The organism is Pseudomonas sivasensis, from assembly GCF_013778505.1.
Lineage (GTDB): Bacteria > Pseudomonadota > Gammaproteobacteria > Pseudomonadales > Pseudomonadaceae > Aquipseudomonas > Aquipseudomonas sivasensis.
Map to the genome: position 1 here is coordinate 108,747 of NZ_JAAOWU010000015.1, position 26,415 is coordinate 135,161.

Sequence of the window (26,415 nt, forward strand, 5' to 3'; positions counted from 1 at the left end):
TATTGAGGCAATGCTAAGCGCGAAACTGCCCCAAGCTCGCCTTCAACTGCGCCGCCAACCCATCCAGGACTTTGCCACTGGCGGTCGTTTCCACCACCGCCTGCGCGGCACGCTCAGCCTGGGCATGGATCACCTCCACCCGACCACGCACTGCATGGGCGCCCTGGGCCTGATGCTCAGCCGCACGGGTAGCCAAGCCGATCGCGGCATGCACCTGCTCTACAGAAGCCTGCACCGTCTGCTGCAAGCGCTCGCTCTCACGCAGCACCAGTAAACCTTCGCTGGCCTGGCGCCCGGCCTTGCCAATGGTTTCCACAGCCTCACGCGCGCCCTGTTGCAACGCCACGATATGCGCCTGGATATCACCGGTGGAGCTCTGGGTTTTACTGGCCAGCGCACGCACTTCGTCCGCCACCACCGCAAAACCGCGCCCGGTCTCACCAGCGCGTGCCGCCTCAATGGCCGCGTTGAGCGCCAGCAAGTTGGTTTGCTCGGCGATACCATGGATTACCGTCAACACCACTTCGATCTGCTCACTTTGCTGAGCCAGCCGTTCGATCACCTGTGAGCCAGCCTGGACCTGCCCCGCCAACGCCTCGATCAAGCTGCCGACTTCAGCCGAAGTGCGTGAGTTTTCATCCGTGGCCTGGCGAATATCGACGACCTGTTGCAATGCCGCCTGCATGGCGTGGCTTTCGGCCTGGGCTTCGTCGGCCATCTGCGACAACGCGCGCAAGCTCTCGGCCACTTCGTCGCGCTGCAAGCCAGCCGCCGCATCAGCACCGGCATTACGCAAGGTCATGGCACCAATCTCCACACCGGTACGCTGGGCCACATCGCCCGCCTCGCGCACGATGGGCTGCAACTTATCCACAAAGCGATTGACCGCTGAGGCCATGTCGCCGATTTCGTCCTTGCTGCTGATCTGCACGCGCTTGGTGAGATCCCCCTCGCCCGCCGCCAGATCATCCATAGCGGCAATCAACAACTTCAGGCGATTGACCACGCGGCGACCGAGCACGACAGCGATCAACACCAATACGCCGAAACCCACTACGGCCAACCCCATGCCGATACGCCAGCGCAGCGTGCCCGCGGCCTCCTGCACGGCCTCGGTGGTGTTGGCAGTCATCTGGGTCGCAGTGGCCTGTGCAGACTGCAGGCGAGCGCCCATGGCCGCCGCACTGTCGGCTGCGGCGCCTTTGAGACTATCGCCGACCAACTGATCACCGCTGGCAATCAGGGCGGCAAAGCGCTTGTCCAGTGCTTGCAGGTCGGCCTCTACCGAAGCAGTCGATACGCCCATGAGCACTTTGCCGATTTCTACGCCATTGGGGCTGATGGAGGCCTCAACGTAGAACACCGAAGGGTCGTTTTTCGCGGCATTCAGCACTTTGTCCAAGGCGCGGTCACCTTGGCCTTTTTCCAGCAGCGCCTTGTTGATCGGATTTTCGCGATTCAGGTAACGGGTTAGATGCTCACCCGCTGCGTCGTCGTAGACCACAAACAGCACGTTGGGATTGCGCTGGGCGCGTCGGGCAAACTCGGACAATGTAGGTACGTCGCTGTCCCACATGGCGCGGGGCGCCACCGAAGCCAGCAGCTGCGCCATGTCGTTGGCGGAATCCTTCAAGTCTTTTTCCAGGGTCGCACGCAGCTGCTTCTGCTCTTCCTGCAGGCGTGTGGAAAGCCCTGCCGTCAGACGTTGCCGAGTGCTGGCAGACAAGCTATCGAGGCTTGACGTGACCTCCTTACCGGCTTGGGCCAACTCACCAGACAGCTTCTGGCTATCGATACCCAGACGATTACCCAAATCAGCTTCCAATGCAGTGACGGTGCTCCGGGTTAGAGCGACCGCCACCAGCACTTGCACCAAAAGGGCGATACCCAAGGTAACGAAGACCGGTCGCAACAGACGACTTTGTAACAACGACAGAACGGCAGACATCAAGAATCCCTCCACCACGGGTGCCATTAATTTGATAGCACCGCGAAAAAGAGAAACACAGCAAGGGTCGTGCCGCTTGGCAAACAGAAACGACAAAGGGCTCCCGAAGGAGCCCTTTGCTTTTTACATCAACAGCTTATTAAGCGAACGGATGACGCAGAACGATAGTTTCGTTGCGGTCCGGGCCCGTCGAAATAATGTCAATCGGCGCACCGATCAGCGCTTCGACACGCTTGATGTAAGCGCGGGCGTTGGCCGGCAGCTCTTCCAGGGTCTTAGCACCCACGGTCGATTCGGTCCAGCCCGGCACTTCTTCGTACACAGGCTGCAAGCCTACGTAGCTGTCAGCATCAGTCGGAGCAACATCATTGCCTTCCGCATCTTTGTAGCCGACGCAGATGTTGATGGTTTCCAGACCGTCGAGTACATCCAGCTTGGTGAAGCAGATGCCCGAGATGCTGTTCACATCGATAGCACGACGCAGGATAACGGCGTCGAACCAGCCGCAACGACGGGCACGACCGGTGGTAGCACCGAACTCGTGACCTTGTTTGGCCAGGTGCGCACCGACTTCGTCAAACAGCTCAGTCGGGAATGGGCCCGAACCTACGCGCGTGGTGTAAGCCTTGGTGATGCCCAGGATGTAGTCCAGGAACATCGGGCCAACGCCAGACCCGGTCGCAACGCCGCCAGCGGTGGTGTTGGAGCTGGTCACGTACGGGTAAGTGCCGTGGTCGATGTCCAGCAACGAACCTTGGGCGCCTTCGAACATGATGTCTTTGCCAGCACGACGCAGGTCGTGCAGCTCGGCCGTCACGTCCAGCATCAGCGGCTTGAGCAGCTCAGCGTATTCCTTGCACTCGGCCAGGGTCTTGTCGAACTCAATGGCTGGCTCTTTGTAGTAACCGACCAGCATGAAGTTGTGGTAGTCCACCAGTTCACGCAGCTTGTCTTCAAAACGCGGCATGTTGAGCAGATCGCCCACACGCAGGCCACGACGTGCAACTTTGTCTTCGTAGGCTGGGCCGATGCCGCGACCGGTCGTACCGATCTTCAGCTCGCCACGGGCCTTTTCACGGGCCTGGTCCAGCGCAACGTGGAAGGACAGGATCAGCGGGCAGGATGGGCTGATACGCAGGCGCTCGCGCACTGGTACGCCCTTCTCTTCCAGCTTGATGATCTCGCGCAGCAGGGCGTCAGGTGCAACCACCACGCCGTTACCGATCAGGCACTGCACACCTTCGCGCAGGACGCCCGATGGGATCAGGTGCAAGACGGTTTTTTCGCCATCGATGACCAGGGTATGGCCAGCGTTGTGGCCACCTTGGTAGCGCACTACGGCGGCAGCATGTTCGGTCAGCAGATCAACGATCTTGCCTTTGCCCTCATCACCCCATTGGGTGCCCAGGACTACGACATTCTTACCCATAACACTTGTCCTCATTCGCGCAAACTTGGTGCCGGCGATGGCCGGCAGGAAAACTCAAGAAGCCAGTGGCGATACTTGCCAAAGCCCGTTCTGCAGAATCAATTGCCGGTCGCAGTCCGCTTCACGGGCGGCGGCCAATGGCTGGCCAGGCAAGGCCTGGACAACACGCTGACCCTCACTGCGCAACTGGCAAACCTGCTGCCAGAGTGCTGCGTCCGTACTGTCGGGCATCCAAATGCCACCAGACGGCAGCTCGACCTCAGCACGCCCCAGGGTCACCAGGGTTTTCAAATCGGTGGAGAAGCCAGTCGCCGGACGCGCACGACCGAAGTCGGCGCCGATATCGTCGTAACGACCGCCTTGGGCGATGGCCTGGCCAACGCCCGGAACAAACACCGCAAACACCACACCGGTGTGGTAGTGGTAACCGCGCAGCTCGCCCAAATCAAAGTACAGCGGCAAATCAGGGAAACGTGCCGACAGCTGCTCGGCAATCGCCAGCACATCATCCAGCGCCGCCAGTACCGGCGCAGGCGCATTGGCCAGGCGTTCACGCGCAGCTGCCAGCACTTCACGGCCGCCGCACAGATTCACCAGCGCGCGCAGCATGCCAGCCAGGTCGGCAGGCACACCTTCGGTCAGTGCGATTACTTCATCGATAGCCTTACGCTGCAGGGCATCGAACAGCTGTTGCTCTACCTCACCGGACAAACCGGCCGCACGGGCCAGGCCACGGTAGATACCGACGTGACCCAGATCCATGTGGACATCAGGCACGTCAGCCAGTTGCAGCATGGCCAGCATCAAGCTGATCACTTCAACGTCGCTGCTCGGGCTGGCATCACCGTACAACTCGGCGCCCAGCTGGATAGGGCTACGGGAAGACGACAAGGCACGCGGCTGAGCATGCAGCACGCTACCGGCGTAGCAAAGACGGCTAGGGCCTTCGCGGCGCAGGGTGTGCGCATCGATGCGCGCCACCTGCGGCGTGATGTCTGCCCGAAAGCCCATTTGCCGGCCCGATTGCGGATCAATGACCTTGAAGGTGCGCAGATCCAGGTCCTGGCCCGCGCCGGTCAGCAGGGATTCCAGGTACTCGATATGAGGAGTTACGACAAACTCGTAACCCCAGCTCTGGAACAGATCCAACACCTGGCGACGCGCTACTTCAATGCGCGCAGCTTCTGGTGGCAGTACTTCTTCGATGCCATCTGGCAGCAGCCAGCGGTCTACCGTTGCCATTACGCCATTCCCCTTTGATCCGGGCGGCCAGCCCTCGGCCGAGCCTTGAGTGAAGCAGAAAATACCCGCCCCCTGCATAAACCACGCGCAAGAGCGACGTGACGAACGGCCTGTAAACGGCCTCGTCGGGCACTTTCCTCGAAAAACCTGTCACGCCTGCCGAATCAAACATGCAGACGCAAAAAAGCCGGGAATTTCCCGGCTGCCGCATCATACACCCGTTTTCTGAAAGGATCACCCCGCCAGGCATTTTAGCCGCCCGACGGAGTGCGCCCTACAAAATCACAGGCTGATTACTTGGACTTTTCCAGGTAGCGGAAAAAGTCGCTGCTTGGGTCCAGCACCATGACGTCGGTTTTGTTCGCGAAGCTTTCACGATAGGCGCGCAGGCTACGGTAGAACGCGTAGAACTCCTGGTCCTGGCCGTACGCCTTGGCGTAGATCGCCGCAGCTTGAGCATCACCATCACCACGGGCCTCTTCAGACTCGCGATAGGCTTCTGCCAGCAGTACGCGACGCTGACGGTCGGCATCCGCGCGGATACCTTCAGCCAGCTCGTTACCCTTGGCGCGGTGCTCACGAGCCTCTCGCTCACGCTCGGTGCTCATTCGCTCGAACACGCTGCGATTCACTTCTTTAGGCAGGTCGATAGCCTTGACCCGAACATCGACCACTTCGATACCCAGCTCTTTTTCCGCCATCGTGTTGAGCGAACGCGTGATGTCAGCCATCAGTGCGTCACGCTCACCGGATACCACCTCGTGCAGGGTGCGCTTACCAAACTGGTCACGCAGGCCCGATTCCAGACGGCGCGACAAACGCTCGTCGGCAATCTGCTTGAGGCCGGAGGTCGCAGTGTAGAAGCGCTCGGCATCCTTGACGCGCCACTTGGCGTAGGCATCAACCATCACGGCTTTCTTTTCCAGGGTCAGGAAGCGTTGTGTTGGTGCATCCAGGGTCATCAGGCGGGCGTCGAACTTGCGCACTTGGTTGACGTAGGGCACTTTCACATGCAAGCCCGGCTGGACATCCGCCTGAACCACGCGACCGAATTGCAGCAGCACCGCACGCTCGGTCTGAGCCACGATGTAGAAGCAGTTCCAGGCAGCGATGACCACCACGACGCCCACAATCAGGGCTGTCAGCGATTTATTGCTCATCAACGACTCTCCCTGGTACGTGATTGCTGTTGCAGCAAGTCAGCGGCGGCACGGGCGCTCGCTTCGTTGGCAGCGGCATTGGAGCCGGAGGCCGGTGCGCTGGTGCTGCTACGACCACCTTCGATCATCTTGTCCAACGGCAGGTACAGCAGGTTGTTCTGCCCACCCTTGCTGCCGGTCACGAGGACCTTGCTGGTGTTGCTGAAGACTTCCTGCATGGTGTCCAGGTACAGACGCTCACGGGTGACTTCAGGAGCTTTGCGATATTCGGCGACCAGTTTGGTAAAGCGATCCGCCTCACCCTTGGCGCGGGAAACCACTTCGTCACGGTAACCGTTGGCATCCTCAAGGATACGCTGGGCCTGACCACGAGCTTCCGGCACAACGCCGTTGGCATAGGTTTCAGCCTGGTTGCGCGAACGCTGCTCGTCTTCACGGGCGCGGATCACGTCATCGAAGGCTTCCTGCACTTCGCGCGGTGCAGCTGCGCTCTGTACGTTTACCTGAGTGACAGTGATGCCGGTGCGATAGGTATCGAGGAACCGTTGCAGGCGCTCCTTGATCTCGCTGGCCATCAATTCACGACCTTCGGTCAGCACCTGGTCCATCGCAGTGGAACCCACCACGTGGCGCAGGGCGCTTTCGGTTGCGTGCTGCAGGCTGATTTCCGGCTGATCAACGTTCAGCACGAAGTCCTGCAGGTTGCTGATCTTGTACTGCACAGTCAGCGGCACTTCGACGATGTTCTCGTCTTCGGTCAGCATCTGGCCCTGCTTGGTGTAGGCACGCTCACGCGTGACATTCTCCATGTACTTCTTGTCGATCGGCGGGAAGTAGATATTCAGACCCGGCCCGACCGTTTCGTAGTACTTGCCGAAGCGCAGCACCACGGCCTGCTCCTGCTCGTCCACGACGTAGACTGCGCTGTACAGCCATACGGACGCCAGCACGACAAGACCGAGGCCCAGCAGGCCATAGCCGCCGCCCTTGCTTGTGCGACCACCGTCGTCACCACCACGTTTTTTTCCACCACCGAACAACCCATTCAGGCTTTCCTGCAGCTTTCGGAAGGCCTCGTCGAGATCTGGTGGCCCCTTGCGGTCGCCATTATTGCGGCGCTTACCACCCCAAGGATCCTGATTATTCGAGTTGCCACCCGGCTCATTCCAAGCCATAGCGCTCTCCATCTGATAAAGCAAAGACGCGCCCACGGCGCGCCGACCAATGCTACAGAATGCCTGCTACTGCGGCACAACCGCTTTCGGAGGCTTTTATTGCAAAGTGTGTTGTTCGATGAACTCTGTCGGGACTACACCTTCACGGCTGACCAGCCGATTGAGCTCCGAGCGCGGCAACCGAACGGCCAGCAAGCTGACACCTTCTTCGTCGTGTTCTTCTTTCTGTACCGCGCCCAGCTCGAAAAACTGTGCACGCAGTCGAGCAAAACGCTGAGGCAAGCGCAAGGTGCCGACAAACAAATCGCTGCCGAGCAATTCGGCAATGGCCTGTTCAAGCAGCTCCAAACCACTGCCATCACGCGCCGACAGCCATACCCGTTGGGGCCTGCCGTTCTCGTCGCGCTGGATTTGTGGCTCAACGCCTTCAAGCAAATCGAGTTTGTTATACACCTCAAGGATCGGCAAGTCCTGGGCACCAATCTCGCCCAGCACCACCATCACCTGCTCAATCTGCAACATGCGATCCGGTTCGGCCGCATCGATCACGTGCAACAGTAGGTCGGAATTGCTCGACTCTTCGAGCGTAGACCGAAATGCCTCGACCAGCTTGTGGGGCAAGTGACGAATGAAACCCACCGTGTCAGCCAGGACGATCGGGCCGAGGTCGTCAATGTCCAAACGGCGCAAGGTCGGATCGAGGGTGGCGAAGAGTTGGTCGGCTGCGTAAACGTCGGATTTGGTCACGTTGTTGAACAACGTGGACTTGCCTGCGTTGGTATAGCCCACCAGGGACACAGTAGGGATATCCGCTCGGGAACGCCCGCGTCGCGATTGCTCGCGCTGGCTGCGCACTTTTTCCAGGCGCCCCTTGATCTGACGCAGGCGAACCCGTAACAGGCGTCGGTCGGTTTCGAGCTGGGTTTCACCCGGGCCGCGCATGCCTATACCACCACCTTGACGCTCAAGGTGAGTCCAGCCGCGAACCAGCCGGGTGCTCATGTGGTCAAGCTGGGCCAGTTCTACCTGGAGCTTGCCCTCATGGGTACGGGCGCGCTGGGCGAAAATATCGAGGATAAGGCCGGTACGGTCGATCACGCGACACTCGAAAACACGTTCGAGGTTACGTTCCTGACTGGGCGTGAGGGTGTGATTGAAGATCACCAGATCGGCTTCTTCGGCGTGGACCAGGTCGCGCAATTCCTCGACCTTGCCGCTGCCAATCAGAAATTTGGCGGTTGGCCGATGACGCGGCACGTTAAAAAACGCAACGGTCTCGGCGCCGGCCGAATTTGCCAACTCCTGAAACTCCTGCGGATCTTCGCGCGCCTCAGGGTCCTGTCCATCCAAGTGAACGAGGATTACTCGCTCACCACCACCGTGGCGCTCAAAGAACAAAGGAGACTCCTATCAGGCGTTACCTGGCTCAGCGTCACCTTGTTCGTCACCAGCTGCGCTAGGCAGACGGATTGGACGAACTGGAACGACTGTCGAGATAGCGTGCTTGTAAACCATCTGGCTGACGGTGTTTTTCAGCAGGATCACGAACTGGTCGAACGACTCGATCGTGCCTTGAAGCTTGATACCGTTGACCAGATAGATGGAAACCCCAACTTTCTCTTTACGTAAAGTATTCAAGTAAGGGTCTTGTAGCGAATGCCCTTTTGACATGTGCCGCACTCCTTTAAGGATCAATAATAAAAAATCGGAAAATAGATAGCTCAAGGCCGTCACACCCCCAAGGATAGACGGCAATTGCAAGGACTCAGCTCAATATGGAGACCGTTCCCAAGTATTTCAAGGCGCGTGACAGATTGTCGCTGTCCAGGCTGTCCAACCAGTGCAAATCGCTCCAGCTGCGCAGCCAGGTGAACTGGCGTTTCGCCAATTGGCGCGTGGCAATGATTCCGCGCTCCTGCATTTCGGCTGACGTCAGCTTGCCATCCAGATGATCCCAGACTTGGCGATAGCCTACAGCACGTATCGAAGGCAACCCTGGATGCAGTTCACCTCTGGAACGCAGTGCTACGACCTCGTCGATAAACCCCTGTTCCAACATAATTGTGAATCTTTGTGCAATTCGTTCATGCAGCACCTGGCGATTTGCCGGAGCGATGGCCAGATTCGCCACAGTATAGGGCAATTGTGACTGTCCAGATGCGCCTGCGTCAGCACTTTGCGCACTTTGTTTAAGCCGCAGTTCAGTCATGGTCTGGCCGCTGACACGCCAGACTTCCAGGGCGCGACTGAGACGCTGGGGATCGTTAGGGTGAATGCGCGCGGCCGAGACTGGATCAACCGCAGCCAACTGATCGTGCAGGGCCTGCCAACCGAAGCGTGCAGCTTCTTCTTCGAGCTCCGCACGCACTTGAGCGTCGGCCGGCGGCATATCCGCCAGACCTTCCTGCAAGGCTTTGTAATAGAGCATCGTGCCGCCCACCAGCAGCGGAATATTGCCCCGCGCGGTGATCTCGGCCATGGCGACCAAGGCGTCGGTACGAAAGTCAGCGGCCGAATAGCTCTCGGCCGGGTCAATGATGTCGATCAGGCGGTGCGGATGCTGAGCCAATTGGGCTTTAGACGGCTTGGCCGTGCCGATGTCCATGTCCCGGTAAACCAGGGCAGAGTCGACACTAATAAGCTCGCAAGGCAACACCTTGGTCAGCTCAATGGCCAGGTCGGTCTTACCGGCGGCCGTAGGGCCCATCAGGAAGATCGCGGGGGGCAGGGCACTCATCAACGGCCGCGCAAGAACAGTTTGTCCAGATCGTCCAGGCCCATCTGGGTCCAGGTCGGCCGGCCATGGTTGCATTGTCCGCTGCGCTCGGTGTTTTCCATGTCGCGCAACAGGCCGTTCATTTCCGGCAAGGCCAGGCGTCGGTTAGCGCGGATGGCGCCGTGGCACGCCATGGTGCCGAGCAATTCGTTGATGTGTGCCTGGATACGGTCACTGGTGCCGTACTCCATCAGGTCCGCCAGCACGTCGGCCACCAGCCGGTTGGCTTCGGCCTGCTTGAGCAGCGCGGGAATCTGGCGGATCGCCAGGGTTTCCGGGCCCAGGCGTTGCAGTTCAAAGCCCAGTTTCTGGAACACGCTGTGGTGCTCTTCGGCGCAATCGGCTTCACGCTGACTGACGGAAAGAGACTCCGGCACCAGCAGCGGCTGACCGCTGAGGCCTTCGCTGGCCATGGCGATTTTCAGTCGTTCGTACATGATCCGCTCGTGGGCGGCGTGCATGTCCACCAGCACCAGGCCATGAGCGTTTTCCGCGAGGATATAGATGCCTTTGAGCTGCGCCAGCGCATACCCCAGCGGAGGAATATCACCGCCACCCTCCGGCAAGGCAACTGCGCCCGGCTCGGCGCCTGGCAGAGGCGCGAAGAATTCGCGGTAGGCCGCCTGGGCCTCGGCCACTGGCACGGTCGATTGCGGGCGCGGGGTGTATTGGTATTGATAGCCCGCGCCAGCCCCAGAGCCCGGTGCGGTGTAAGCAGGCTGCGACTGCGGCGATTGCAGCAGGTTGGCCGCCAGGCTCATTTCGCCCTGGGGGCCGAACTCACCCGCTTCGGGACCGCTCGGACGCACCACAGCGGTCACTATCGGAGCCGACAGTTGATCGTCCGGGCGCACATCGCCCAGCGCGCGGTGCAAGGTGCCATAGAGGAAGTCATGCACCATGCGCCCATCACGGAAACGTACTTCGTGCTTGGTCGGGTGCACGTTGACGTCGACTACCGAGGGATCGACCTCAAAAAACAGCACAAATGTCGGATGACGCCCGTTGAACAGCACGTCGCGATACGCCTGACGCACCGCGTGGGCCACCAGTTTGTCGCGCACCGCACGGCCATTCACGAAAAAATACTGCAAGTCAGCCTGGCTGCGGGAGAAGGTCGGCAAGCCAACCCAGCCCCACAGACGCAGGCCATTGCGCTCGATCTCGATCGGCAGCGCCTGCTCCAGGAACCCGCCGCCGCAAATCGCAGACACTCGCCGAGCGCGCGCGGCGTCGTCATGAGCCTCGTGCAGGCTGAGGATGGTCTTGCCGTTGTGCCGCAGATGGAAGGCCACGTCGAAGCGGGCCAGGGCCAGGCGCTTGATGACTTCTTGCAGGTGATCGAATTCGGTTTTCTCGGCCTTGAGGAATTTGCGCCGTGCCGGGGTGTTGAAGAACAGGTCGCGCACTTCCACCGAGGTGCCCACCGGGTGTGCGGCCGGCTGGACCCGAGGCGCCATGTCGCGGCCTTCGGTTTCCACTTGCCAGGCCTGCTCGGCATCGCGGGTGCGCGATGTCAGGGTCAGACGCGCCACGGAGCTGATCGAAGCCAAAGCCTCACCGCGAAAGCCCAGGCTCATGACCCGCTCAAGGTCTTCCAGATCGCGGATTTTGCTGGTGGCGTGACGGGCCAGGGCCAGGGGCAGGTCATCGGAAGAGATGCCGCTGCCATCGTCACGTACCCGCAACAACTTGACACCGCCCTGCTCCACATCGACATCGATGCGCTTTGCACCAGAGTCGATGCTGTTTTCCAGCAGCTCCTTGATCACCGATGCAGGGCGCTCAACAACCTCACCCGCTGCAATCTGGTTAGCCAGGCGCGGGCTGAGCAACTCAATGCGCGACCCGCTGTTCAAGGTAGATTCGCTCATTACTGCGCCGCCAATTCTGTGCCTGGGATGGTCAACACCTGACCGACTTTCAACTCATCGGTTTTCAGGTTGTTGGCACTGCGCAATGTCGCGGCCGAGACTTGGAAACGCACCGCAAGCATCGCCAAGGTATCGCCGGGCTGCACGCGATGGTCACGCGGGCCTTGGGCGATCTTGCCGGAGTCACGCAGCCAAGCAACGTAAGTGCCCGGCGGCGGGTTCTGCTGGAAGAACTGGCGCACGCCGGCACTGATGGAACGCGCCAACGCCTGCTGATGGCTGGCGCTGGCCAGCTTGGAGGCTTCGTTGGCGTTGGAGATGAACCCGGTTTCCACCAGAATCGATGGGATGTCCGGAGACTTCAACACCATAAAGCCGGCCTGCTCCACACGCTGCTTGTGCAGCGAAGTCACGCGACCGATGTTGCTCAAGACCTTCTGGCCGACATTCAAGCTGGAAGTCAGCGAAGCGGTCATCGACAGGTCGAGCAGAACGCCAGCGAGCATCTTGTCCTTGTCATCGAGGGACACGTTGCCGGCACCGCCGATCAAGTCGGAACGGTTTTCGCTGTCCGCCAGCCAACGAGCAGTCTCGGACGTGGCCCCGCGATCAGACAACGCAAACACCGAGGCACCGAACGCAGCGGACGACGGCGCAGCATCGGCGTGAATTGACACAAACAGGTCGGCACCTTTCTTACGGGCGATTTCGGTACGGCCGCGCAGCGGAATGAAGTAGTCGCCGGTACGGGTCAGTTCGGCGCGATAGCCTTTCATACCGTTGATCTGACGCTGCAACTCACGGGCGATAGCCAGTACCACGTCTTTTTCATGCTGGCCGCGTGAGCCGGAAGCACCCGGGTCTTCACCACCATGGCCGGCATCGATCACTACGATAATGTCGCGTTTGCCAGCCGGGGCCGGTGGCGGCGGTGGCAACTTGACCTGGGGTTGCGACGGGCTGACAGGCACGGCAGGCACCGTTGCCACGCTCGGGGTTGGCGCAGGCGGCGGTGCGGCATCGGCAGCGTTGTCGAACAAGTCGACCACCAGTCGGTTGCCATATTGGGCATTCGGCGCCAGGGAGAAGCTTTTCGGCGTCACGACTTTTTTCAGATCGATGACAACGCGCAAATCGGTGGGCGTGCGCTGGGCCGAGCGCATGGCGGTGATCGGGGTGTTGGCAGTAGACACTTTGAGCGGCGCGGCCAGGGTCGCACCGTTGATGTCGATCACCAGGCGATCAGGCGCCGTGAGAGTAAAGACGCTGTGCTGGACCGGGCCAGACAGGTCGAACACCAGTCGCGTGTTATCCGGTGCTCGCCACAGGCGAACACTTTTCACCTGTGAAGCAGCCAGAGCATTGACAGTCATTGCCGCAAGCAACACCCCTACGACAGCAACCAACGCGCGAAAGCGCATACCTAACCCCACCAATTATTTGAATTCCAATGCCAAAGCGGCGCACCACGACTCTGCGCGCGCACTCTGGGGCAACAACTTCAGCTGACGTCCTGATTCACGCGGCGTAATGGTAATGGTCAGGTCCGGCTTTGGCAAAAAGCCTGTGCCTTTATCTGGCCACTCGATTAGGCACAGTGCGTCTTCGTCAAAGTAATCACGGATGCCCATGTACTCCAGCTCTTCGGGATCGACCAAACGATAGAGGTCGAAGTGGAAAGCACGCAACGCACCGATCTCATAGGGCTCGACCAAAGTGAACGTTGGGCTTTTCACCGCCCCTGCGTGCCCCAAACCGCGAATGATGCCTCGGGACAACGTCGTCTTGCCCGCCCCCAGGTCACCTTCGAGAAAGATGAGCCCCGCTGCGCCCGTGACCTGTGCAATACGATGACCGAGCGCGACCATGGCGTCTTCATTGGCCAGGAAAAGGATTACTTCAGGCACGGCGATTGCTCCTCCAACAATTGACGAATGGCCGGTATCAGGTCGCTGGCCGCCAAGCCGCGACCCAGGCTGCCCTGGCGGTCCCCCGCCGTAGCGTGCAACCACACAGCCAGGCAGCTCGCTTCATAAGCAGGCATGCCTTGGGCCATTAACGCGCCCACCAGCCCGGCCAGTACATCGCCAAGGCCCGCTGTGGCCATCGCTGGATGCCCCTGATCACAACGGGAAACACGTCCATCGGGGCAGGCAATCAAACTGCCAGCACCCTTGAGGATAGCCACTGCACTGAATTTCTGGCTCAACGCGCGCGCCACCTTAAGGCGATCGGCCTGAACCTCGGCTGTAGAAATGCCCAATAAGCGCGCAGCCTCGCCCGGATGCGGCGTAATCACGCTACCGCTCGGAAGACTCACATTGCCGGTAGCCAGCTGATTCAGCGCGTCTGCGTCCCACACCTGCGGCAGCAGCGCGTTGGCGGCAACCGATAGCAGGCTTTTACCCCAGGACGCCTCACCCAACCCCGGACCAATAACGATTACCGAGATTTTTTCCAGCAAGCCCATAAGCTGGTTCGCCGAACTCACGCCCACGGTCATGACCTCAGGCACGCGGGCCAACGCGGCAGGCACGTGTTCAAGGCGAGTGGCCAGGGACACCATGCCGGCGCCGCTGCGCAAGGCACTTTCCGCGCTCAACAGCGCAGCGCCGCCAAAGCCGCGGTCGCCACCAATGACCAACAAATGGCCGAACTGGCCTTTATGGGCGTCCGGGGAACGCGCAGCCAGTTGCGGCAAATGGCCGGGCAACAAAGACTGAACGTCGGTTATTTCGTGTTTTGTCTGCGGCATGCGTCTTCAAGCTCCGATGTCTGGCAGAATTATACGCATCTAACCTGTGGTTTCCCGTGTCTCATGCCCGCTATTACCTCTGATCTGCCCGCCCTCGCCCAATCGATCAAAGACTGGGGCCGCGAACTGGGCTTTCAACAAGTCGGCATCAGCGGCCTGGACCTGGCCGAGCATGAACAGCACCTGCAACGTTGGCTAGACGCGGGTTACCACGGCGAGATGGACTACATGGGCGCCCATGGCAGCAAGCGCTCCCATCCCGACGAGCTCGTGCCCGGCACGTTGCGCGTGGTGTCGCTGCGCATGGACTACCTGCCTGGCGACACACAAATGGCGCAACTGCTGGCCCAGCCGGAAAAAGCCTACATCTCGCGCTACGCCCTGGGCCGCGACTACCACAAACTGATCCGTAAGCGCGTACAGCAACTGGCCGACCGCATTCAGGCACAGATCGGCCCATTTGGCTTTCGTGCATTCGTCGACAGCGCCCCCGTACTGGAAAAAGCCATCGCCGAAAAAGCCGGCCTGGGCTGGATCGGTAAAAACACCCTGGTACTCAACCGCAAGGCCGGCAGTTATTTCTTCCTCAGCGAACTGTTCGTCGATTTGCCGCTGCCGGTCGATGAGCCACACAGCACCGAACACTGTGGCCGCTGCACCGCCTGCCTGGATATCTGCCCAACCAATGCCTTCGTCGGTCCCTATGTGCTGGACGCCCGGCGCTGCATTTCCTACCTGACCATTGAACTGAAGAACGCGATCCCTGAAGACCTGCGCCCATTGATCGGCAATCGGGTGTTCGGTTGTGATGACTGTCAGATCGTTTGTCCGTGGAATCGTTTCGCTCGATCCACCGCCGAGGGCGATTTCAAGCCACGGCATAACCTGGATAACGCAGAACTGGCCGAACTGTTTATGTGGGATGAGGATAAATTCCTCAGCAGCACCGAAGGTTCACCCCTGCGCCGCGCGGGCTACGAGCGCTGGCTGCGCAACCTCGCGGTGGGCCTAGGCAATGCGCCGTCAAGCATTCCGGTGCTGGAAGCCTTGAAGGCACGCCGGGATTACCCGTCGGAGTTGGTGCGCGAACATGTGGAATGGGCGCTGAACCAACACGCTACGCGCTAGTGCACGTCGTCGTTGTAGACGAACTTAGGCATTTCCCAGTGAAAACGAATCGCCAGCAGGCGCAATAGAAAGCCGCTGAACAGGGTCAGCAGAATTGCTTGCTCGCTGGGCAATTCCAGATACAGACAGAGCAAGTAGAACCAGGCGGCCAGAAATGACACGCTGGCGTACAGCTCACGGCGGAAGATCAGCGGAATGTCGTTGCAGAAGATATCCCGGAGAATGCCGCCGAAGACGCCGGTGATCACCCCGCTGACCGAGGCCACCAGCATGCCGTGGCCCATTTCCAGTGCAGTCATGCAGCCGATCAGCGTGAAGGCCACCAGGCCTACGGCGTCCAGCGCTAGAAACAGCGAGCGCAGGTGACGCATCAGCGGCGCGATAAAGATCGTCACCAGCGCCGCCACCGAGGTCAGCACCAGGTATTCCGGATGCTTGACCCACGTCAGCGGGTAATGCCCCAACAGCACATCGCGCACCGAGCCGCCGCCCAGCGCCGTTACGCAAGCGATCAGCACCACACCAAACCAGTCCATGCCGCGCCGACCAGCCGACAAGGCACCGGTCATGGCTTCGGCGGTGATGGCGATGAGGTAGAGCATCAGCAGCATGATGGCGATCCTTGCAAAGAGGCCGGCAGTCTAATCATTTGCTGATGGCACCAAAAGGGGGCGCTTGGCGATAAAACGAGTTGCCTGCATCGGGGGCAAGCCCCCTCCCACATTTGGACCTGGGAATACATTCAACTGTGGGAGCTGGCTTGTCTGAGATGGCGCCCGGTCAGCCGCCCCCATTTCAAGCTTTGATGAAATGCTTGCGGTAATGCTGCAGCTCGGCGATCGACTCGCGAATATCATCCAGCGCCAGATGGGTGCTGCCTTTATGGAAGCTGTCTTTGACTTCCGGCGCCCAGCGCGCGGCCAGTTCCTTGAGCGTGGACACATCCAGGTTGCGGTAGTGGAAGTAGCTTTCCAGCGCCTTCATGTGGGTATAAAGGAAGCGGCGGTCCTGGCAGATGCTGTTGCCGCAGATCGGCGATTTGCCCTTGGGCACCCACTGTTCCAGAAAGGCAATGGTTTCGGCTTCGGCTTCGGCCATGCTGATTCGGCTGTCGCGTACACGCTGAGTCAGACCGGAGTTGCCATGGGTACGGGTGTTCCACTCGTCCATGGTGGCGAGCACGGCGTCGCTGTGGTGGATGGCGATCACCGGACCTTCGGCCAAGGTGTTGAGGTTGCTGTCGGTGACAATGGTCGCCATCTCGATGATGACGTCGGTGTCAGGGTTCAGACCGGTCATTTCCAGATCGATCCAAATCAGGTTCTGTGGGTTTTGCATGGCTTGATTCTCTTGGCACCTTGGCGTAGCTGCGCAGTTTAGCAGGCGGGGCCGTGCTAGACTCGCGACCGTTTCACCCAACCTTTGCATTATCGACACGGAACACCAATGGCCAAACGCCAGCTCAACCGTCGCCAAAACTGGCGCATCGAAAAGATTCAAGGTGAGCGCGCCGCACGCGCCGCCAAACGTGAATCCTCCGCCGTGGAAGCGCTCGAGGGCGGCGACCTGGGCCCCGAGCAAACGGGCCTGGTGATCGCGCACTTTGGTGTGCAGGTCGAAGTCGAGGCGCTGGAAGGCGAACTCGCAGGCCAAGTATCCCGCTGCCACTTGCGCGCCAACCTGCCTGCACTGGTCACCGGCGACAAGGTGGTGTGGCGCGCCGGCAACCAAGGCATCGGCGTGATCGTCGCCCAACTGCCGCGCACCACCGAACTGCGTCGTCCTGACAGCCGCGGCCAACTCAAGCCGGTAGCGGCCAACGTCGACATGATCGTGATCGTGTTCGCACCGTTGCCCGAGCCCCATGCCAACCTGATCGACCGCTATTTGGTGGCGGCTGAGCATGCTGGTATTCGCCCGCTGTTGCTGCTGAACAAATTCGACCTGATCGACGAGCAGAACGCCCCAGCGCTCAATGCGTTGCTGGCGGTCTACCGCACCTTGGGTTACCCAGTGCTGGAAGTCTCGGCTCACCACGGCAACGGCATGGAACAGCTGCAACAGCAGTTGGACGGACGCATCAGTGTGTTTGTCGGCCAGTCGGGCGTTGGCAAGTCATCGCTGGTCAACAGCCTGCTGCCGGAAGTAGACACCCGTGTAGGCCCGCTGTCGGAACTGTCCGGCCAGGGCACTCATACGACCACCACCGCGCGATTGTTCCACTTCCCCGGCGGCGGTGAACTGATCGACTCCCCGGGCATTCGAGAGTTCGGCCTCGGCCACGTCAGCCGCAGCGATGTGGAAGCCGGCTTTATCGAGTTCAACGACCTGATCGGTACGTGCCGCTTCCGCGACTGCAAACACGACCGCGAGCCGGGCTGTGCGTTGCTCAAGGCCCTGGACGATGGCCGTGTGCAGCAGCAGCGGATGAACAGCTATCGGTCGATTATTGCGAGCTTGCCCGAGAGCAGTTACTAAACCGCCCGCCGCGTTGCGGGTGAGCGGGCTTTTGGTGATGAGCGGGCTTGCCCCGCTCATCACAACCGCAAAAGAACTTACGAGCCCGTCTTAGGCGCCGTAGGATCCTTCATCCCACCATCGTCAAACAGGTTCAGCTTCTGCCGCAGTTCATGGGCCGGCAACGGCTCCTGCCCTGACGGAATGGCATTCGGGTCAACCGGCACTTCGCCCGGCGCGCCCGCACCTGGGGTTGGCACGACAGGTGGCTGATCACCTTCAATCGCACGCTGAGCCTTCTTGGTCAGCACGACGATATCAATGCGCCGGTTAATCGGATTGAACGGATCCTTGGGTTCAAATAGCTGCGAGGAGGCAAAACCCACCACGCGCGCCACTTGCGGGTCGGGGTAGCTGCCTGCCACCAACGCACGACGGGCAGCGTTGGCGCGGTTGGCCGAGAGTTCCCAGTTGCCGAAGTCACCCTGGCCGGCATACGGCTTGGCGTCCGTGTGGCCGCTGATGCTTATCTTGTTCGGCACTGCCTTGATGGTGTCAGCCATGGCCAGCAGGATGTCTTCGAAGTACGGCTTCAGCCGCGCACTGCCGGAATCGAACATCGGCCGGTTGGCGGCATCAGTGATCTGGATGCGCAAGCCTTCCGGAGTGATCTCGAACGAGATCTGATCCTTGAATTTCAGCAACTGCGGATTTTCATCCACCTTGGTCTGCAACTCTTGCAGCAACAGCTCCAGGCGTTCCTGCTCAACCTGTTCAGCCATGCTCTCGACGGTGTCGCGCTCGATCGGGATGTTCTCCTGAGGCGATTCGGTCTTGACCTCTGGATTGATGGTGCGCTCAGGGGCCAACTGCGGCGAGCCGCCCAGGTCGATCACAAAGGGCGTGCCGCTCTCCGAGAAGCCAATCGGGTCTTTGAAGTAACCGGCGATGGCGATCTTCTGTTCGGGAGTGGCGGTCGACATCAGCCACAGCACCAGGAAGAACGCCATCATCGCCGTCGCAAAGTCGGCGAAGGCGATTTTCCAGGCGCCGCCATGGTGCCCCGCAGCGAAGCGCTTGACGCGCTTGATGATTATCGGCTGGTTGTTTTCCATGGCTTAGCGACCGCGAACCGCTTGTTCCAGCTCGGCGAAACTTGGGCGATGCTTCGGGTACAAGACCTTGCGACCGAACTCCACTGCCAACGATGGCGGCATGCCGGACGCGGACGCTACCAGACTGGCCTTGATCGATTCGTACAGGTTGATTTCTTCCTTGGCATCATGAGCCAGGGAGGTGGCCAGCGGGCCGAAGAAACCGTAAGCGGCGAGAATACCGAAGAAGGTACCCACCAGCGCCGCACCTACGTGCATACCGATGGCCGCCTGATCGCCCTCGCCCAGGGAGGCCATGGTCACCACGATACCGAGTACCGCCGCGACGATACCAAAGCCGGGCATGCCGTCGGCCACACCGGTCACGGCATGGGAAGGATGCTCCAACTCTTCTTTAAGGCTGAACAATTCCATGTCGAACAGGCCTTCCAGCTCATGGGGAGCCATGTTGCCGGAGGACATGATGCGCAGGTAATCGCAGATATAGGCGGTCATGCGCTCGTCTTTGAGCACGGCCGGGTACTTGGCAAAAATCGGGCTGGCGGAGGCGTCCTCGATGTCGGCCTCAATGGCCATCATGCCTTCGCGGCGGCTCTTGTTGAGGATCTCGTACACCAGGCCCAGCACTTCCAGGTAGAAGGTATGAGTGAAGCGCGAACCGAACATGGCCAGCGATTTCTTGACCACGTGCATAGTCATGTAACCGGGGTTGGCCTGAAGGAAAGCGCCCAGTGCAGCACCGCCAATGATCATCACCTCGAAAGGCTGGATCAGTGCCGCAATTTTACCGTGGGACAGGACGTACCCGCCGAGCACGCTCGCGAAGACGACGATGATGCCGATAATTTTAGCCATAGGAGATGAGTACTTGCGCCGTCGGGTTCATGGACATATTTGGGGGAACTGGAAAACTCTTGTTCCTCTTATCGGCAAAACTGCGCCAGACTATAGCCCGTTAAGGCGAAAAGCCAGTTCGGCCCGCTCCGGGCGTGTTGACCGCAAGTGATGATCGCGCCCCAATCATGGCTAATGAAACGACAGTCCCATCTGTAAGACCTATCTCTCTCGCCGCTTGGATCAAGCGCCTGGACGACGTGCTGCTGCCAGTTCCCCAGGCCAGCCACGACCGTGTGTGCAAAGCCATCCGCGACAGCCGCAGTTCGTTGCGAGATATTGCCGAGCTGATGCAAAACAGCCCGGCTTTGGTACTCAGCGTCATGCGCGAGGCCAACAGCCATAACCATGGCAGCCTGGCGGAGCCGGCGGAAAACCTCGAAGTAGCGCTCAATCGCCTGGGCCTCAAGCGCGCCGAGGAACTGCTGGCGCGCCTGCCCTCGGTGCCCGCCCAAGAGATTCCCGTAGCATTGCGTCAACTGTTGCTGGTGAGCCAGCACGCGTCGCAGCAAGCCAACGGTCTGTTCGGCAGTCGTCTGGCGCGGCTTTGGCAAGACATCCACTGGGGTAGCCTGCTGTTTCTGTCGCCGCTGTGGCCGATGGCCGTTGCCTACCCCAAGCTCCTTGAAGAGTGGGAACTGCGTGTCATCCATAAGGGCGAGCCTGCACGCAAAGTCGAGCAGGAGCTGTTCGGCGTGCGCCTGCTGGACCTGTGCCTCGGCCTGACCGAAGCCTGGCACCTACCGATCTGGGTATCCCAGGGCTATAACCTGCTGTTGAACGAGCAACGCTTGCTGGTCAAGGCACTTCATATCGCCCGTGAAGACGACTCGTTGCGCCATCAGCAATTGCTAGACGCCGAACCCAACCTGCGCCGTTGGCTGAACCAGCCGGCCAATACCGTGCTGCTAGCCAACGGCCTGGCGATGTCAGCCCAAGAGTCCTGGACCTGCCCGCACACTCAACGCTGGCAATACCTTACCGCGCTGTATTTGCAGCAACCGCTGGCTGAAGTGCAGCAACAATCTCACCAACAAGCCGTCACCAGCGCCCGCAGCACTCTAATGCCCGACCTCTGGCACCCGGCGCTGTCGCTGATCTGGCCGTGGAATGTGCAGAAGATTCATCGCGGCCTGCTGCCGGCGCCGCCACCGACTGCCGAGGCCCTGGCCGTGTGGCGTAACCGCTGCACCGAACTGCTGTTGGAACCAAGCCGCTTTGCCAACGCCATGCATTTGACCACCTGCGCCAAGGAAGCTCTGGTGGCCAGCGGCATGCAGCGAGTCTTGTTGTTCATGGCCGATCGCGCCCTGAGCACCTTGCGCGTGCACCAGGCCGACGGTCTGCCCAAAGACGCCGCCAACCTGAGCCTGGACGTGGTCAACAGCACGCTGCTACAGCGCCTGCTGGAGAAATCCGCCCAAGTACGCCTCACGCCGGACAACCACGCGCAGTTCTCGGCCTTGCTGCCGCCGATCCTGCGCCGTCTGTTCACAGGCGAACACCTGCTGTTGCGTTCGATGAGCTGCAACGGCCGTGTGGTAATGCTGATGGTCGCCGACCAGGGCGGCGGACCGTTTTCGGAAACCACCGTGCAGGCTTTCGGCAAAACCGCCCAGTGCATAGAGAAAGCCCTGCACAGCTTTACCAACCGCAGCGCCTGATGCTTGCGCTACAATCGCCGTCCTTTATCGCCAACATTTGTGCCCAGGAGACCTCACATGCCTGACTTCTCTGGCTTGCCGCTGGTGATCGAATCCAGCGACCTGCTCGGTCAACTGGATGCCGAACACCTGATTCTGGTGGACCTCACCAGTGCCGCCCGCTACGCCGAAGGGCATATCCCCGGCGCGCATTTCGTTGACCCCAAGCGCACCCAACTGGGCCAGCCGCCGGCTCCCGGCCTGCTGCCCAATAAAGCCGACCTGGAAAAACTCTTCGGCGAATTGGGCCACACGCCCGACGCCACCTACGTGGTGTACGACGACGAAGGCGGCGGCTGGGCCGGGCGCTTTATCTGGCTGCTCGACGTAATCGGCCACCAGAAATACCACTACCTCGACGGCGGCCTGCTGGCCTGGCTGGAAGAGAAATACCCCGTTTCCACCGAAGTGCCCGGCCCCGTCGGCGGCCCCGTCAGGCTCACGCTGCATGACGGCCCCACGGCCACCCGCGAATACCTGCAAAGCCGTCTCGGCGCGGCCGACCTGGGTATCTGGGACGCACGCGGCCCGCTGGAATATTCCGGCGAGAAGGTACTCGCCGCCAAAGGCGGGCACATCCCCGGCGCGGTAAATTTCGAATGGACTGCCGGCATGGACAAGGCACGCAACCTGCGTATCCGCCGCGACATGCCGCAGATCCTCGAAGACCTCGGGCTGACGAAAGATAAAGAAATCATCACCCACTGCCAGACTCACCACCGCTCTGGCTTCACCTACCTGGTGGCCAAGGCGCTCGGTTATCCCCGAGTCAAAGGTTATGCCGGTTCCTGGGGCGAGTGGGGCAACCACCCCGACACCCCCGTTGAGATTTAAGGTTTAAGGACAGTTATGAAAAAGCAGTTGTTTATCCTCAGCCAGTACTTGCTGCCGCACCATTTGCTGTCGCGCCTCGCTGGCTGCATTGCCGAGTGCCGCGTGCGTTGGTTCAAGAACGCTTTCACCACCTGGTTCGCTAAACGCTACCAAGTAGACATGTCCCAGGCGTTGGTTGAAGACGTGACCGCCTACGAGCACTTCAACGCCTTCTTCACACGCGCCCTCAAAGATGGCGCGCGCCCGCTGGACCAAACCCCAGGCGCGGTGCTCAGCCCCGCCGATGGCGCGGTCAGCCAGCTTGGTCCGATTGAGCATGGGCGTGTGTTCCAGGCTAAAGGCCACAGCTTTAGCGTGCTGGAGTTGCTGGGTGGCGATGCGGCCTTGTCGGCACCGTTCATGGGCGGGGACTTCGCAACGGTTTATCTGTCGCCGAAGGACTACCACCGTGTGCACATGCCATTGGCTGGCACCCTGCGGGAAATGGTCTACATCCCGGGCCGTATCTTCTCGGTGAACCAGACCACCGCCGAAAATGTGCCGGAGCTGTTTGCGCGTAACGAGCGTGTTGCCTGCATCTTCGACACCGAACGCGGTCCGATGGCCGTCGTGTTGGTGGGTGCGATGATCGTCGCGTCGATTGAAACCGTATGGGCTGGCCTGGTGACCCCACCGAAGCGCGAACTGAAAACCTTCCGCTACGACGAAGCGGCGCGTGCGCCTATTCATCTGGAGAAAGGTGCGGAGCTGGGTCGCTTCAAGTTGGGTTCGACCGCGATTGTGCTGTTTGGGCCGGATCAGGTGAAGTGGGCTGAAGAACTGGTGGCGGGTTCGCCAGTGCAGATGGGCCAAGGTATCGCTTTACCTAAAGCCTGACACCGAACCCAATGTGGGAGGGGGCTTGCTCCCGGTAGCGGGGGATCAGTCAACACATCAGTGACTGAACCACTGCCATCGGGGGCAAGCCCCCTCCCACATTTAGTCAGTTACAGCTGACCGTCGCGGTCGCGAAAGCCCAGCAGATACAGCACACCATCCAACCCCAAGGTCGAAATCGCCTGCTTGGCCGATTGTTTGACCAATGGCTTGGCGCGGAACGCCACACCCAAACCGGCGATCGCCAGCATCGGCAAGTCATTCGCCCCGTCGCCGACCGCAATGGTCTGCTCCAGACGCAAACCTTCCTTGTGTGCCAATTCCTTCAGCAGATCCGCCTTGCGCTGCGCGTCGACAATCGGCTCGACCGCGACGCCGGTCACCTTGCCATCGACCACTTCCAGCTCGTTGGCGAACACATAGTCGATGCCCAGCTTTGCCTGCAATTGCTTGGCAAAGTAGGTGAAGCCGCCGGACAGGATCGCAGTCTTGTAACCCAGACGCTTGAGTTCTGCGAACAGGGTTTCGGCACCTTCCGTCAGGCGTAGCGAGGCGCCGATGGAGTCCAGTACGCTGACATCCAGGCCTTTGAGCAGTGCCAGGCGCTCCTTGAAGCTGGCGCGGAAGTCCAGCTCGCCGGCCATGGCGCGCTCGGTGATCGCGGAAACCTGCTCGCCCACGCCGGCGGCTTTGGCCAGTTCGTCGATGACTTCGGCTTCGATCAGCGTGGAGTCCATGTCGAATACCGCCAGGCGACGGTTACGACGGAACAGCGAATCTTCCTGGAACGCGATGTCGACATTCAGCTCCTGGGCCACGCTAAGGAATTCGGCGCGCAGGGCCTGCGGATCGGCCGGCTCGCCGCGAACGGAGAACTCGATGCAGCCCTTGCCCTGATCTGCCGGCGTGTCCAGCGGCATGCGCCCCGACAGACGGTCGATATGGTCGATATTCAAACCATACTGCGCGGTAATGGAGCTGACGCGCTGCAGTTGTTCGGCGGTGACCTTGCGGGTCAGTAACGTGACGATATGGCGTTTCTTCCCTTGGCCAGCCACCCAATGCTGGTAGTCGTCTTCGGAAACAGGGGTGAAACGCACCTGTTGATCCAGCTTATACGCCGTAAACAGGATGTCCTTGAGTACGGACGAGGCCTGTTCGGTGCTGGGGATTTCCACCAGGATGCCGAACGACAGGGTGTCGTGGATCACTGCCTGGCCAATGTCGAGAATGTTCACACCACCCTGGGCCAGAACACCGGTAATGGCGGCGGTAAGACCCGGGCGGTCTTCACCGGTGATGTTAATCAGGACAATTTCGCGCAAGGCGCACCCCCAGGCTGGAAAAAAACCGCATTCTACCCACTTTCAGTGACCATCGGGCACAGCCAGCGCTTTGCCGGTCCTAGGCCTGTCGCTATACTGCGCGTCAACTTCACGGACCGAGAGCCGAGCGCAAGTGAACCGGCCCACGCCAGTAAAAACCGATAACTTCTTCCTGCTGATCTTCCGGGCACTGCGCCACCGCCGTGTACCGATCGCATTACGCATCGCCAGCCATAACGTGATCCTGGTGGCCTTGGCCCTGGTGATCTATGCCTGCGTGATGGGTTTGCAGTTCAAACAGGCCATGCACGAGCAAGCCGACGCCCTGGGCGAGAGCTTGACGACCCAGACCGCCACCTCGGCGACTGAGCTGTTGGTGTCCAACGACATCCTCAGCCTCAACGTGCTGCTCAACAACCTGACCAAAAACCCGCTGGTGGCCCACGCCGCCATCTACAGCGTGGACAACCGGATCATGGCCGAAGCCGGGCAACGCCCGAAAAACGGCCTGCTGGGTGAAGCCGAAGGCCTGTACCAGAGCAACATCACGTTCCAGGATGTGAAGGCCGGCCAACTGCGCATCAGCCTGGACATGCAGCAATTCCAGCAGCCGATGACCATCAGCCTGCAAAGCATGGGCATCCTCAGCGCAATCCTGCTGGCACTGGCCTTGGCCTTAAGCCTGCGGCTGGGTCGGCACATTTCTACGCCATTGATGCAACTGCGCATCTGGTTACGGGATATCGACGAACACACGCCAGCCACCGACCGCCAGGACGAAATCGGCGACCTCGCCCGCCAACTCCACGCCAGCTTCGCCCCGGAGCCAGTGGTTCGTGAAGTGGAGCCGGAACCTGAGTTCGACGACACCGATTACGACGACGAGCCCGAGTTTGAAGTGCGCGACCTGCGTGATCCTGGCTTCGACGAAAGCACCCCGGTGGCAGGCCTCAAGCCTGCAACACGCAAGGTCATCCAGGCTGAAGAAGACGAGCTGGACGATGAAGACCCGTTCGCCGACCTGCGCGACACCTCGGCCAACAGCCCGGCCGTCGCGCCGAAACCGGTACCTGCGAGGAACACCGAGCCCCAGCACAGCGCCGTATTGGCCGTGCAACTGGGTGCCCAGGACCAACTGCGCCGCCTGCCCCGCGCACGCCTGACGGAACTGCTGGAACGCTATCGCGACTGCCTCGACCAAGCGGCCTCGCTGTACCAGAGCGAACTGCACACCCTGAACGATGGCAGCACGCTGATGCTGTTCCACAGCGAAGACAGCGGCGAAGACTACCTGACCAACGCCATCTGCTGCGGCGAACTGCTGCGCGCCCTGGGCCATGCCCTGCAGATCGAAGTGGCGGACAGCGGCATCACCCTGCAACTGCAACTTGGCTTGACGGTAGGTGACGACCTGTTCGGCATGAGCCAGATCGATCTGCTGCTGACCGAAATCGCCCAAGACGCCCTGGCCCTGTCGCAACACAGCCGCAACCTGCTGCTGGTGGAGCGCAAGATCAGTGAAGACACGCTGATCCGCCAACGCGCTCGCATCCGACCGATTGCCAGCCCTGAAGGCGCAAGCTGTGTGGAGCGGTTGATGGAGCCGTATCCCTCGATGCTTGAACGCCAGTTGGCGCGGATGCATGAGACTCGCTCCAAGCCCTGAAGAACACCGCCAAACCAATTGGGAGGGGGCTTACCCCCGACTGCGGAGCATCAGTTAG

The 26,415-nt window shown here is 60.5% G+C and carries 23 protein-coding genes; 6 read left to right on the forward strand and 17 right to left on the reverse strand.

What is annotated here, in order from left to right; genetic code table 11:
• Positions 1-13: 13 nt before the first annotated feature.
• From G9Q84_RS22035 to G9Q84_RS22090, 12 genes are all read right to left on the reverse strand, one after another.
• Entirely contained in the window at positions 14-1,948 is a 1,935-nt protein-coding gene (locus tag G9Q84_RS22035) for a methyl-accepting chemotaxis protein (protein WP_095186067.1), read from the reverse strand.
• A 139-nt stretch (positions 1,949-2,087) separates the two neighbouring features.
• Positions 2,088-3,377, reverse strand: coding sequence for an adenylosuccinate synthase (locus tag G9Q84_RS22040; RefSeq protein WP_032890489.1), 1,290 nt, complete (start codon positions 3,375-3,377; stop codon positions 2,088-2,090).
• Positions 3,378-3,431: 54 nt separating this feature from the next.
• Positions 3,432-4,619, reverse strand: coding sequence for an ATP phosphoribosyltransferase regulatory subunit (locus G9Q84_RS22045; protein ID WP_032890487.1), 1,188 nt, complete (start codon positions 4,617-4,619; stop codon positions 3,432-3,434).
• A 293-nt stretch (positions 4,620-4,912) separates the two neighbouring features.
• Positions 4,913-5,779: a protease modulator HflC gene (hflC, locus tag G9Q84_RS22050; RefSeq protein ID WP_010213607.1), complete on the reverse strand. Its 867-nt coding sequence runs from the start codon at positions 5,777-5,779 to the stop codon at positions 4,913-4,915.
• Entirely contained in the window at positions 5,779-6,954 is a 1,176-nt protein-coding gene (hflK, locus tag G9Q84_RS22055; protein WP_032890485.1) for an FtsH protease activity modulator HflK, read from the reverse strand. The genes hflC and hflK overlap by 1 nt, the downstream gene beginning before the upstream one ends.
• A 96-nt stretch (positions 6,955-7,050) precedes the next feature.
• The gene (gene hflX / locus G9Q84_RS22060; protein WP_032890483.1) at positions 7,051-8,352 is read right to left on the reverse strand and encodes a ribosome rescue GTPase HflX; all 1,302 of its coding nucleotides are present in this window, start codon (positions 8,350-8,352) and stop codon (positions 7,051-7,053) included.
• Between the two features lie 12 nt (positions 8,353-8,364).
• Entirely contained in the window at positions 8,365-8,625 is a 261-nt protein-coding gene (hfq, locus tag G9Q84_RS22065) for an RNA chaperone Hfq (RefSeq protein WP_003188059.1), read from the reverse strand.
• A 94-nt stretch (positions 8,626-8,719) separates the two neighbouring features.
• Positions 8,720-9,691, reverse strand: a complete 972-nt coding sequence (gene miaA, locus G9Q84_RS22070; protein ID WP_181644095.1) for a tRNA (adenosine(37)-N6)-dimethylallyltransferase MiaA — start codon at positions 9,689-9,691, stop codon at positions 8,720-8,722.
• Positions 9,691-11,604, reverse strand: coding sequence for a DNA mismatch repair endonuclease MutL (gene mutL / locus G9Q84_RS22075; protein ID WP_032890480.1), 1,914 nt, complete (start codon positions 11,602-11,604; stop codon positions 9,691-9,693). The genes miaA and mutL overlap by 1 nt, the downstream gene beginning before the upstream one ends.
• Complete coding sequence (locus G9Q84_RS22080) at positions 11,604-13,025, reverse strand: N-acetylmuramoyl-L-alanine amidase (protein WP_032890478.1); 1,422 nt, start codon at positions 13,023-13,025, stop codon at positions 11,604-11,606. Before G9Q84_RS22080 ends, mutL begins: the two co-directional genes overlap by 1 nt.
• A 15-nt stretch (positions 13,026-13,040) precedes the next feature.
• On the reverse strand, positions 13,041-13,511 hold the full coding sequence (tsaE, locus tag G9Q84_RS22085; RefSeq protein ID WP_032890476.1) for a tRNA (adenosine(37)-N6)-threonylcarbamoyltransferase complex ATPase subunit type 1 TsaE: 471 nt from the start codon (positions 13,509-13,511) through the stop codon (positions 13,041-13,043).
• The gene (locus tag G9Q84_RS22090; RefSeq protein ID WP_179179595.1) at positions 13,499-14,359 is read right to left on the reverse strand and encodes an NAD(P)H-hydrate dehydratase; all 861 of its coding nucleotides are present in this window, start codon (positions 14,357-14,359) and stop codon (positions 13,499-13,501) included. Before G9Q84_RS22090 ends, tsaE begins: the two co-directional genes overlap by 13 nt.
• A gap of 63 nt (positions 14,360-14,422) precedes the next feature.
• Here G9Q84_RS22090 and queG point away from each other — a divergent pair, with 63 nt between their 5' ends.
• On the forward strand, positions 14,423-15,487 hold the full coding sequence (gene queG / locus G9Q84_RS22095; RefSeq protein WP_032890472.1) for a tRNA epoxyqueuosine(34) reductase QueG: 1,065 nt from the start codon (positions 14,423-14,425) through the stop codon (positions 15,485-15,487).
• On the opposite strand, the gene G9Q84_RS22100 is transcribed toward queG, so the two are convergent.
• Positions 15,484-16,101, reverse strand: coding sequence for a trimeric intracellular cation channel family protein (locus tag G9Q84_RS22100; protein ID WP_172681530.1), 618 nt, complete (start codon positions 16,099-16,101; stop codon positions 15,484-15,486). The genes queG and G9Q84_RS22100 overlap by 4 nt on opposite strands.
• A gap of 181 nt (positions 16,102-16,282) precedes the next feature.
• Positions 16,283-16,825 carry an oligoribonuclease gene (gene orn / locus G9Q84_RS22105; protein WP_024073074.1) on the reverse strand — a complete coding sequence of 181 codons (543 nt, stop codon included), beginning with the start codon at positions 16,823-16,825 and terminating at the stop codon, positions 16,283-16,285.
• Between the two features lie 108 nt (positions 16,826-16,933).
• Between orn and rsgA the strand changes: the two genes are divergently transcribed.
• Entirely contained in the window at positions 16,934-17,965 is a 1,032-nt protein-coding gene (gene rsgA, locus G9Q84_RS22110; protein WP_095186071.1) for a small ribosomal subunit biogenesis GTPase RsgA, read from the forward strand.
• A gap of 77 nt (positions 17,966-18,042) precedes the next feature.
• Here the strand turns inward: rsgA and motB are convergent, their stop codons facing one another.
• Both motB and motA read right to left on the reverse strand, forming a co-directional pair.
• A complete protein-coding gene (gene motB, locus G9Q84_RS22115) occupies positions 18,043-19,059 on the reverse strand; it encodes a flagellar motor protein MotB (protein WP_181644096.1) in 1,017 nt (338 codons plus the stop codon).
• 3 nt (positions 19,060-19,062) lie between these two features.
• On the reverse strand, positions 19,063-19,914 hold the full coding sequence (gene motA / locus G9Q84_RS22120) for a flagellar motor stator protein MotA (protein ID WP_032890464.1): 852 nt from the start codon (positions 19,912-19,914) through the stop codon (positions 19,063-19,065).
• Positions 19,915-20,081: 167 nt separating this feature from the next.
• Here motA and G9Q84_RS22125 point away from each other — a divergent pair, with 167 nt between their 5' ends.
• Genes G9Q84_RS22125 through asd form a run of 3 tightly spaced genes read left to right on the forward strand, consistent with a single transcriptional unit; the run spans position 20,082 to position 23,366 of the window.
• Positions 20,082-21,617 carry an HDOD domain-containing protein gene (locus G9Q84_RS22125; protein ID WP_032890462.1) on the forward strand — a complete coding sequence of 512 codons (1,536 nt, stop codon included), beginning with the start codon at positions 20,082-20,084 and terminating at the stop codon, positions 21,615-21,617.
• A gap of 57 nt (positions 21,618-21,674) precedes the next feature.
• Positions 21,675-22,490, forward strand: coding sequence for a rhodanese-like domain-containing protein (locus G9Q84_RS22130; protein WP_122753871.1), 816 nt, complete (start codon positions 21,675-21,677; stop codon positions 22,488-22,490).
• A gap of 15 nt (positions 22,491-22,505) precedes the next feature.
• Positions 22,506-23,366 (forward strand): archaetidylserine decarboxylase, encoded by an 861-nt coding sequence (gene asd, locus G9Q84_RS22135; RefSeq protein WP_095186073.1) that lies wholly within the window; start codon positions 22,506-22,508, stop codon positions 23,364-23,366.
• Positions 23,367-23,476: 110 nt separating this feature from the next.
• Here asd and serB read toward each other — a convergent pair whose 3' ends face one another.
• Positions 23,477-24,691, reverse strand: a complete 1,215-nt coding sequence (gene serB, locus G9Q84_RS22140; protein ID WP_032890457.1) for a phosphoserine phosphatase SerB — start codon at positions 24,689-24,691, stop codon at positions 23,477-23,479.
• Between the two features lie 133 nt (positions 24,692-24,824).
• On the opposite strand from serB, the gene G9Q84_RS22145 reads away from it, so the two are divergent.
• Positions 24,825-26,357 (forward strand): AhpA/YtjB family protein, encoded by a 1,533-nt coding sequence (locus G9Q84_RS22145; protein ID WP_032890455.1) that lies wholly within the window; start codon positions 24,825-24,827, stop codon positions 26,355-26,357.
• Positions 26,358-26,415: the final 58 nt, after the last annotated feature.

Coding starts and splice junctions, on each gene's coding strand:
- G9Q84_RS22035 (WP_095186067.1), bottom strand. CDS start 1,948: ATGTCTGCCGTTCTGTCGTTGTTACAAAGTCGTCTGTTGCGACCGGTC.
- G9Q84_RS22090 (WP_179179595.1), bottom strand. CDS start 14,359: ATGCCGCAGACAAAACACGAAATAACCGACGTTCAGTCTTTGTTGCCC.
- queG (WP_032890472.1), top strand. CDS start 14,423: ATGCCCGCTATTACCTCTGATCTGCCCGCCCTCGCCCAATCGATCAAA.
- hfq (WP_003188059.1), bottom strand. CDS start 8,625: ATGTCAAAAGGGCATTCGCTACAAGACCCTTACTTGAATACTTTACGT.
- motB (WP_181644096.1), bottom strand. CDS start 19,059: ATGGAAAACAACCAGCCGATAATCATCAAGCGCGTCAAGCGCTTCGCT.
- rsgA (WP_095186071.1), top strand. CDS start 16,934: ATGGCCAAACGCCAGCTCAACCGTCGCCAAAACTGGCGCATCGAAAAG.
- asd (WP_095186073.1), top strand. CDS start 22,506: ATGAAAAAGCAGTTGTTTATCCTCAGCCAGTACTTGCTGCCGCACCAT.
- G9Q84_RS22045 (WP_032890487.1), bottom strand. CDS start 4,619: ATGGCAACGGTAGACCGCTGGCTGCTGCCAGATGGCATCGAAGAAGTA.
- G9Q84_RS22040 (WP_032890489.1), bottom strand. CDS start 3,377: ATGGGTAAGAATGTCGTAGTCCTGGGCACCCAATGGGGTGATGAGGGC.
- hflC (WP_010213607.1), bottom strand. CDS start 5,779: ATGAGCAATAAATCGCTGACAGCCCTGATTGTGGGCGTCGTGGTGGTC.
- G9Q84_RS22080 (WP_032890478.1), bottom strand. CDS start 13,025: ATGCGCTTTCGCGCGTTGGTTGCTGTCGTAGGGGTGTTGCTTGCGGCA.
- miaA (WP_181644095.1), bottom strand. CDS start 9,691: ATGAGTGCCCTGCCCCCCGCGATCTTCCTGATGGGCCCTACGGCCGCC.
- G9Q84_RS22125 (WP_032890462.1), top strand. CDS start 20,082: ATGGCTAATGAAACGACAGTCCCATCTGTAAGACCTATCTCTCTCGCC.
- G9Q84_RS22130 (WP_122753871.1), top strand. CDS start 21,675: ATGCCTGACTTCTCTGGCTTGCCGCTGGTGATCGAATCCAGCGACCTG.
- orn (WP_024073074.1), bottom strand. CDS start 16,825: ATGCAAAACCCACAGAACCTGATTTGGATCGATCTGGAAATGACCGGT.
- hflK (WP_032890485.1), bottom strand. CDS start 6,954: ATGGCTTGGAATGAGCCGGGTGGCAACTCGAATAATCAGGATCCTTGG.
- mutL (WP_032890480.1), bottom strand. CDS start 11,604: ATGAGCGAATCTACCTTGAACAGCGGGTCGCGCATTGAGTTGCTCAGC.
- motA (WP_032890464.1), bottom strand. CDS start 19,914: ATGGCTAAAATTATCGGCATCATCGTCGTCTTCGCGAGCGTGCTCGGC.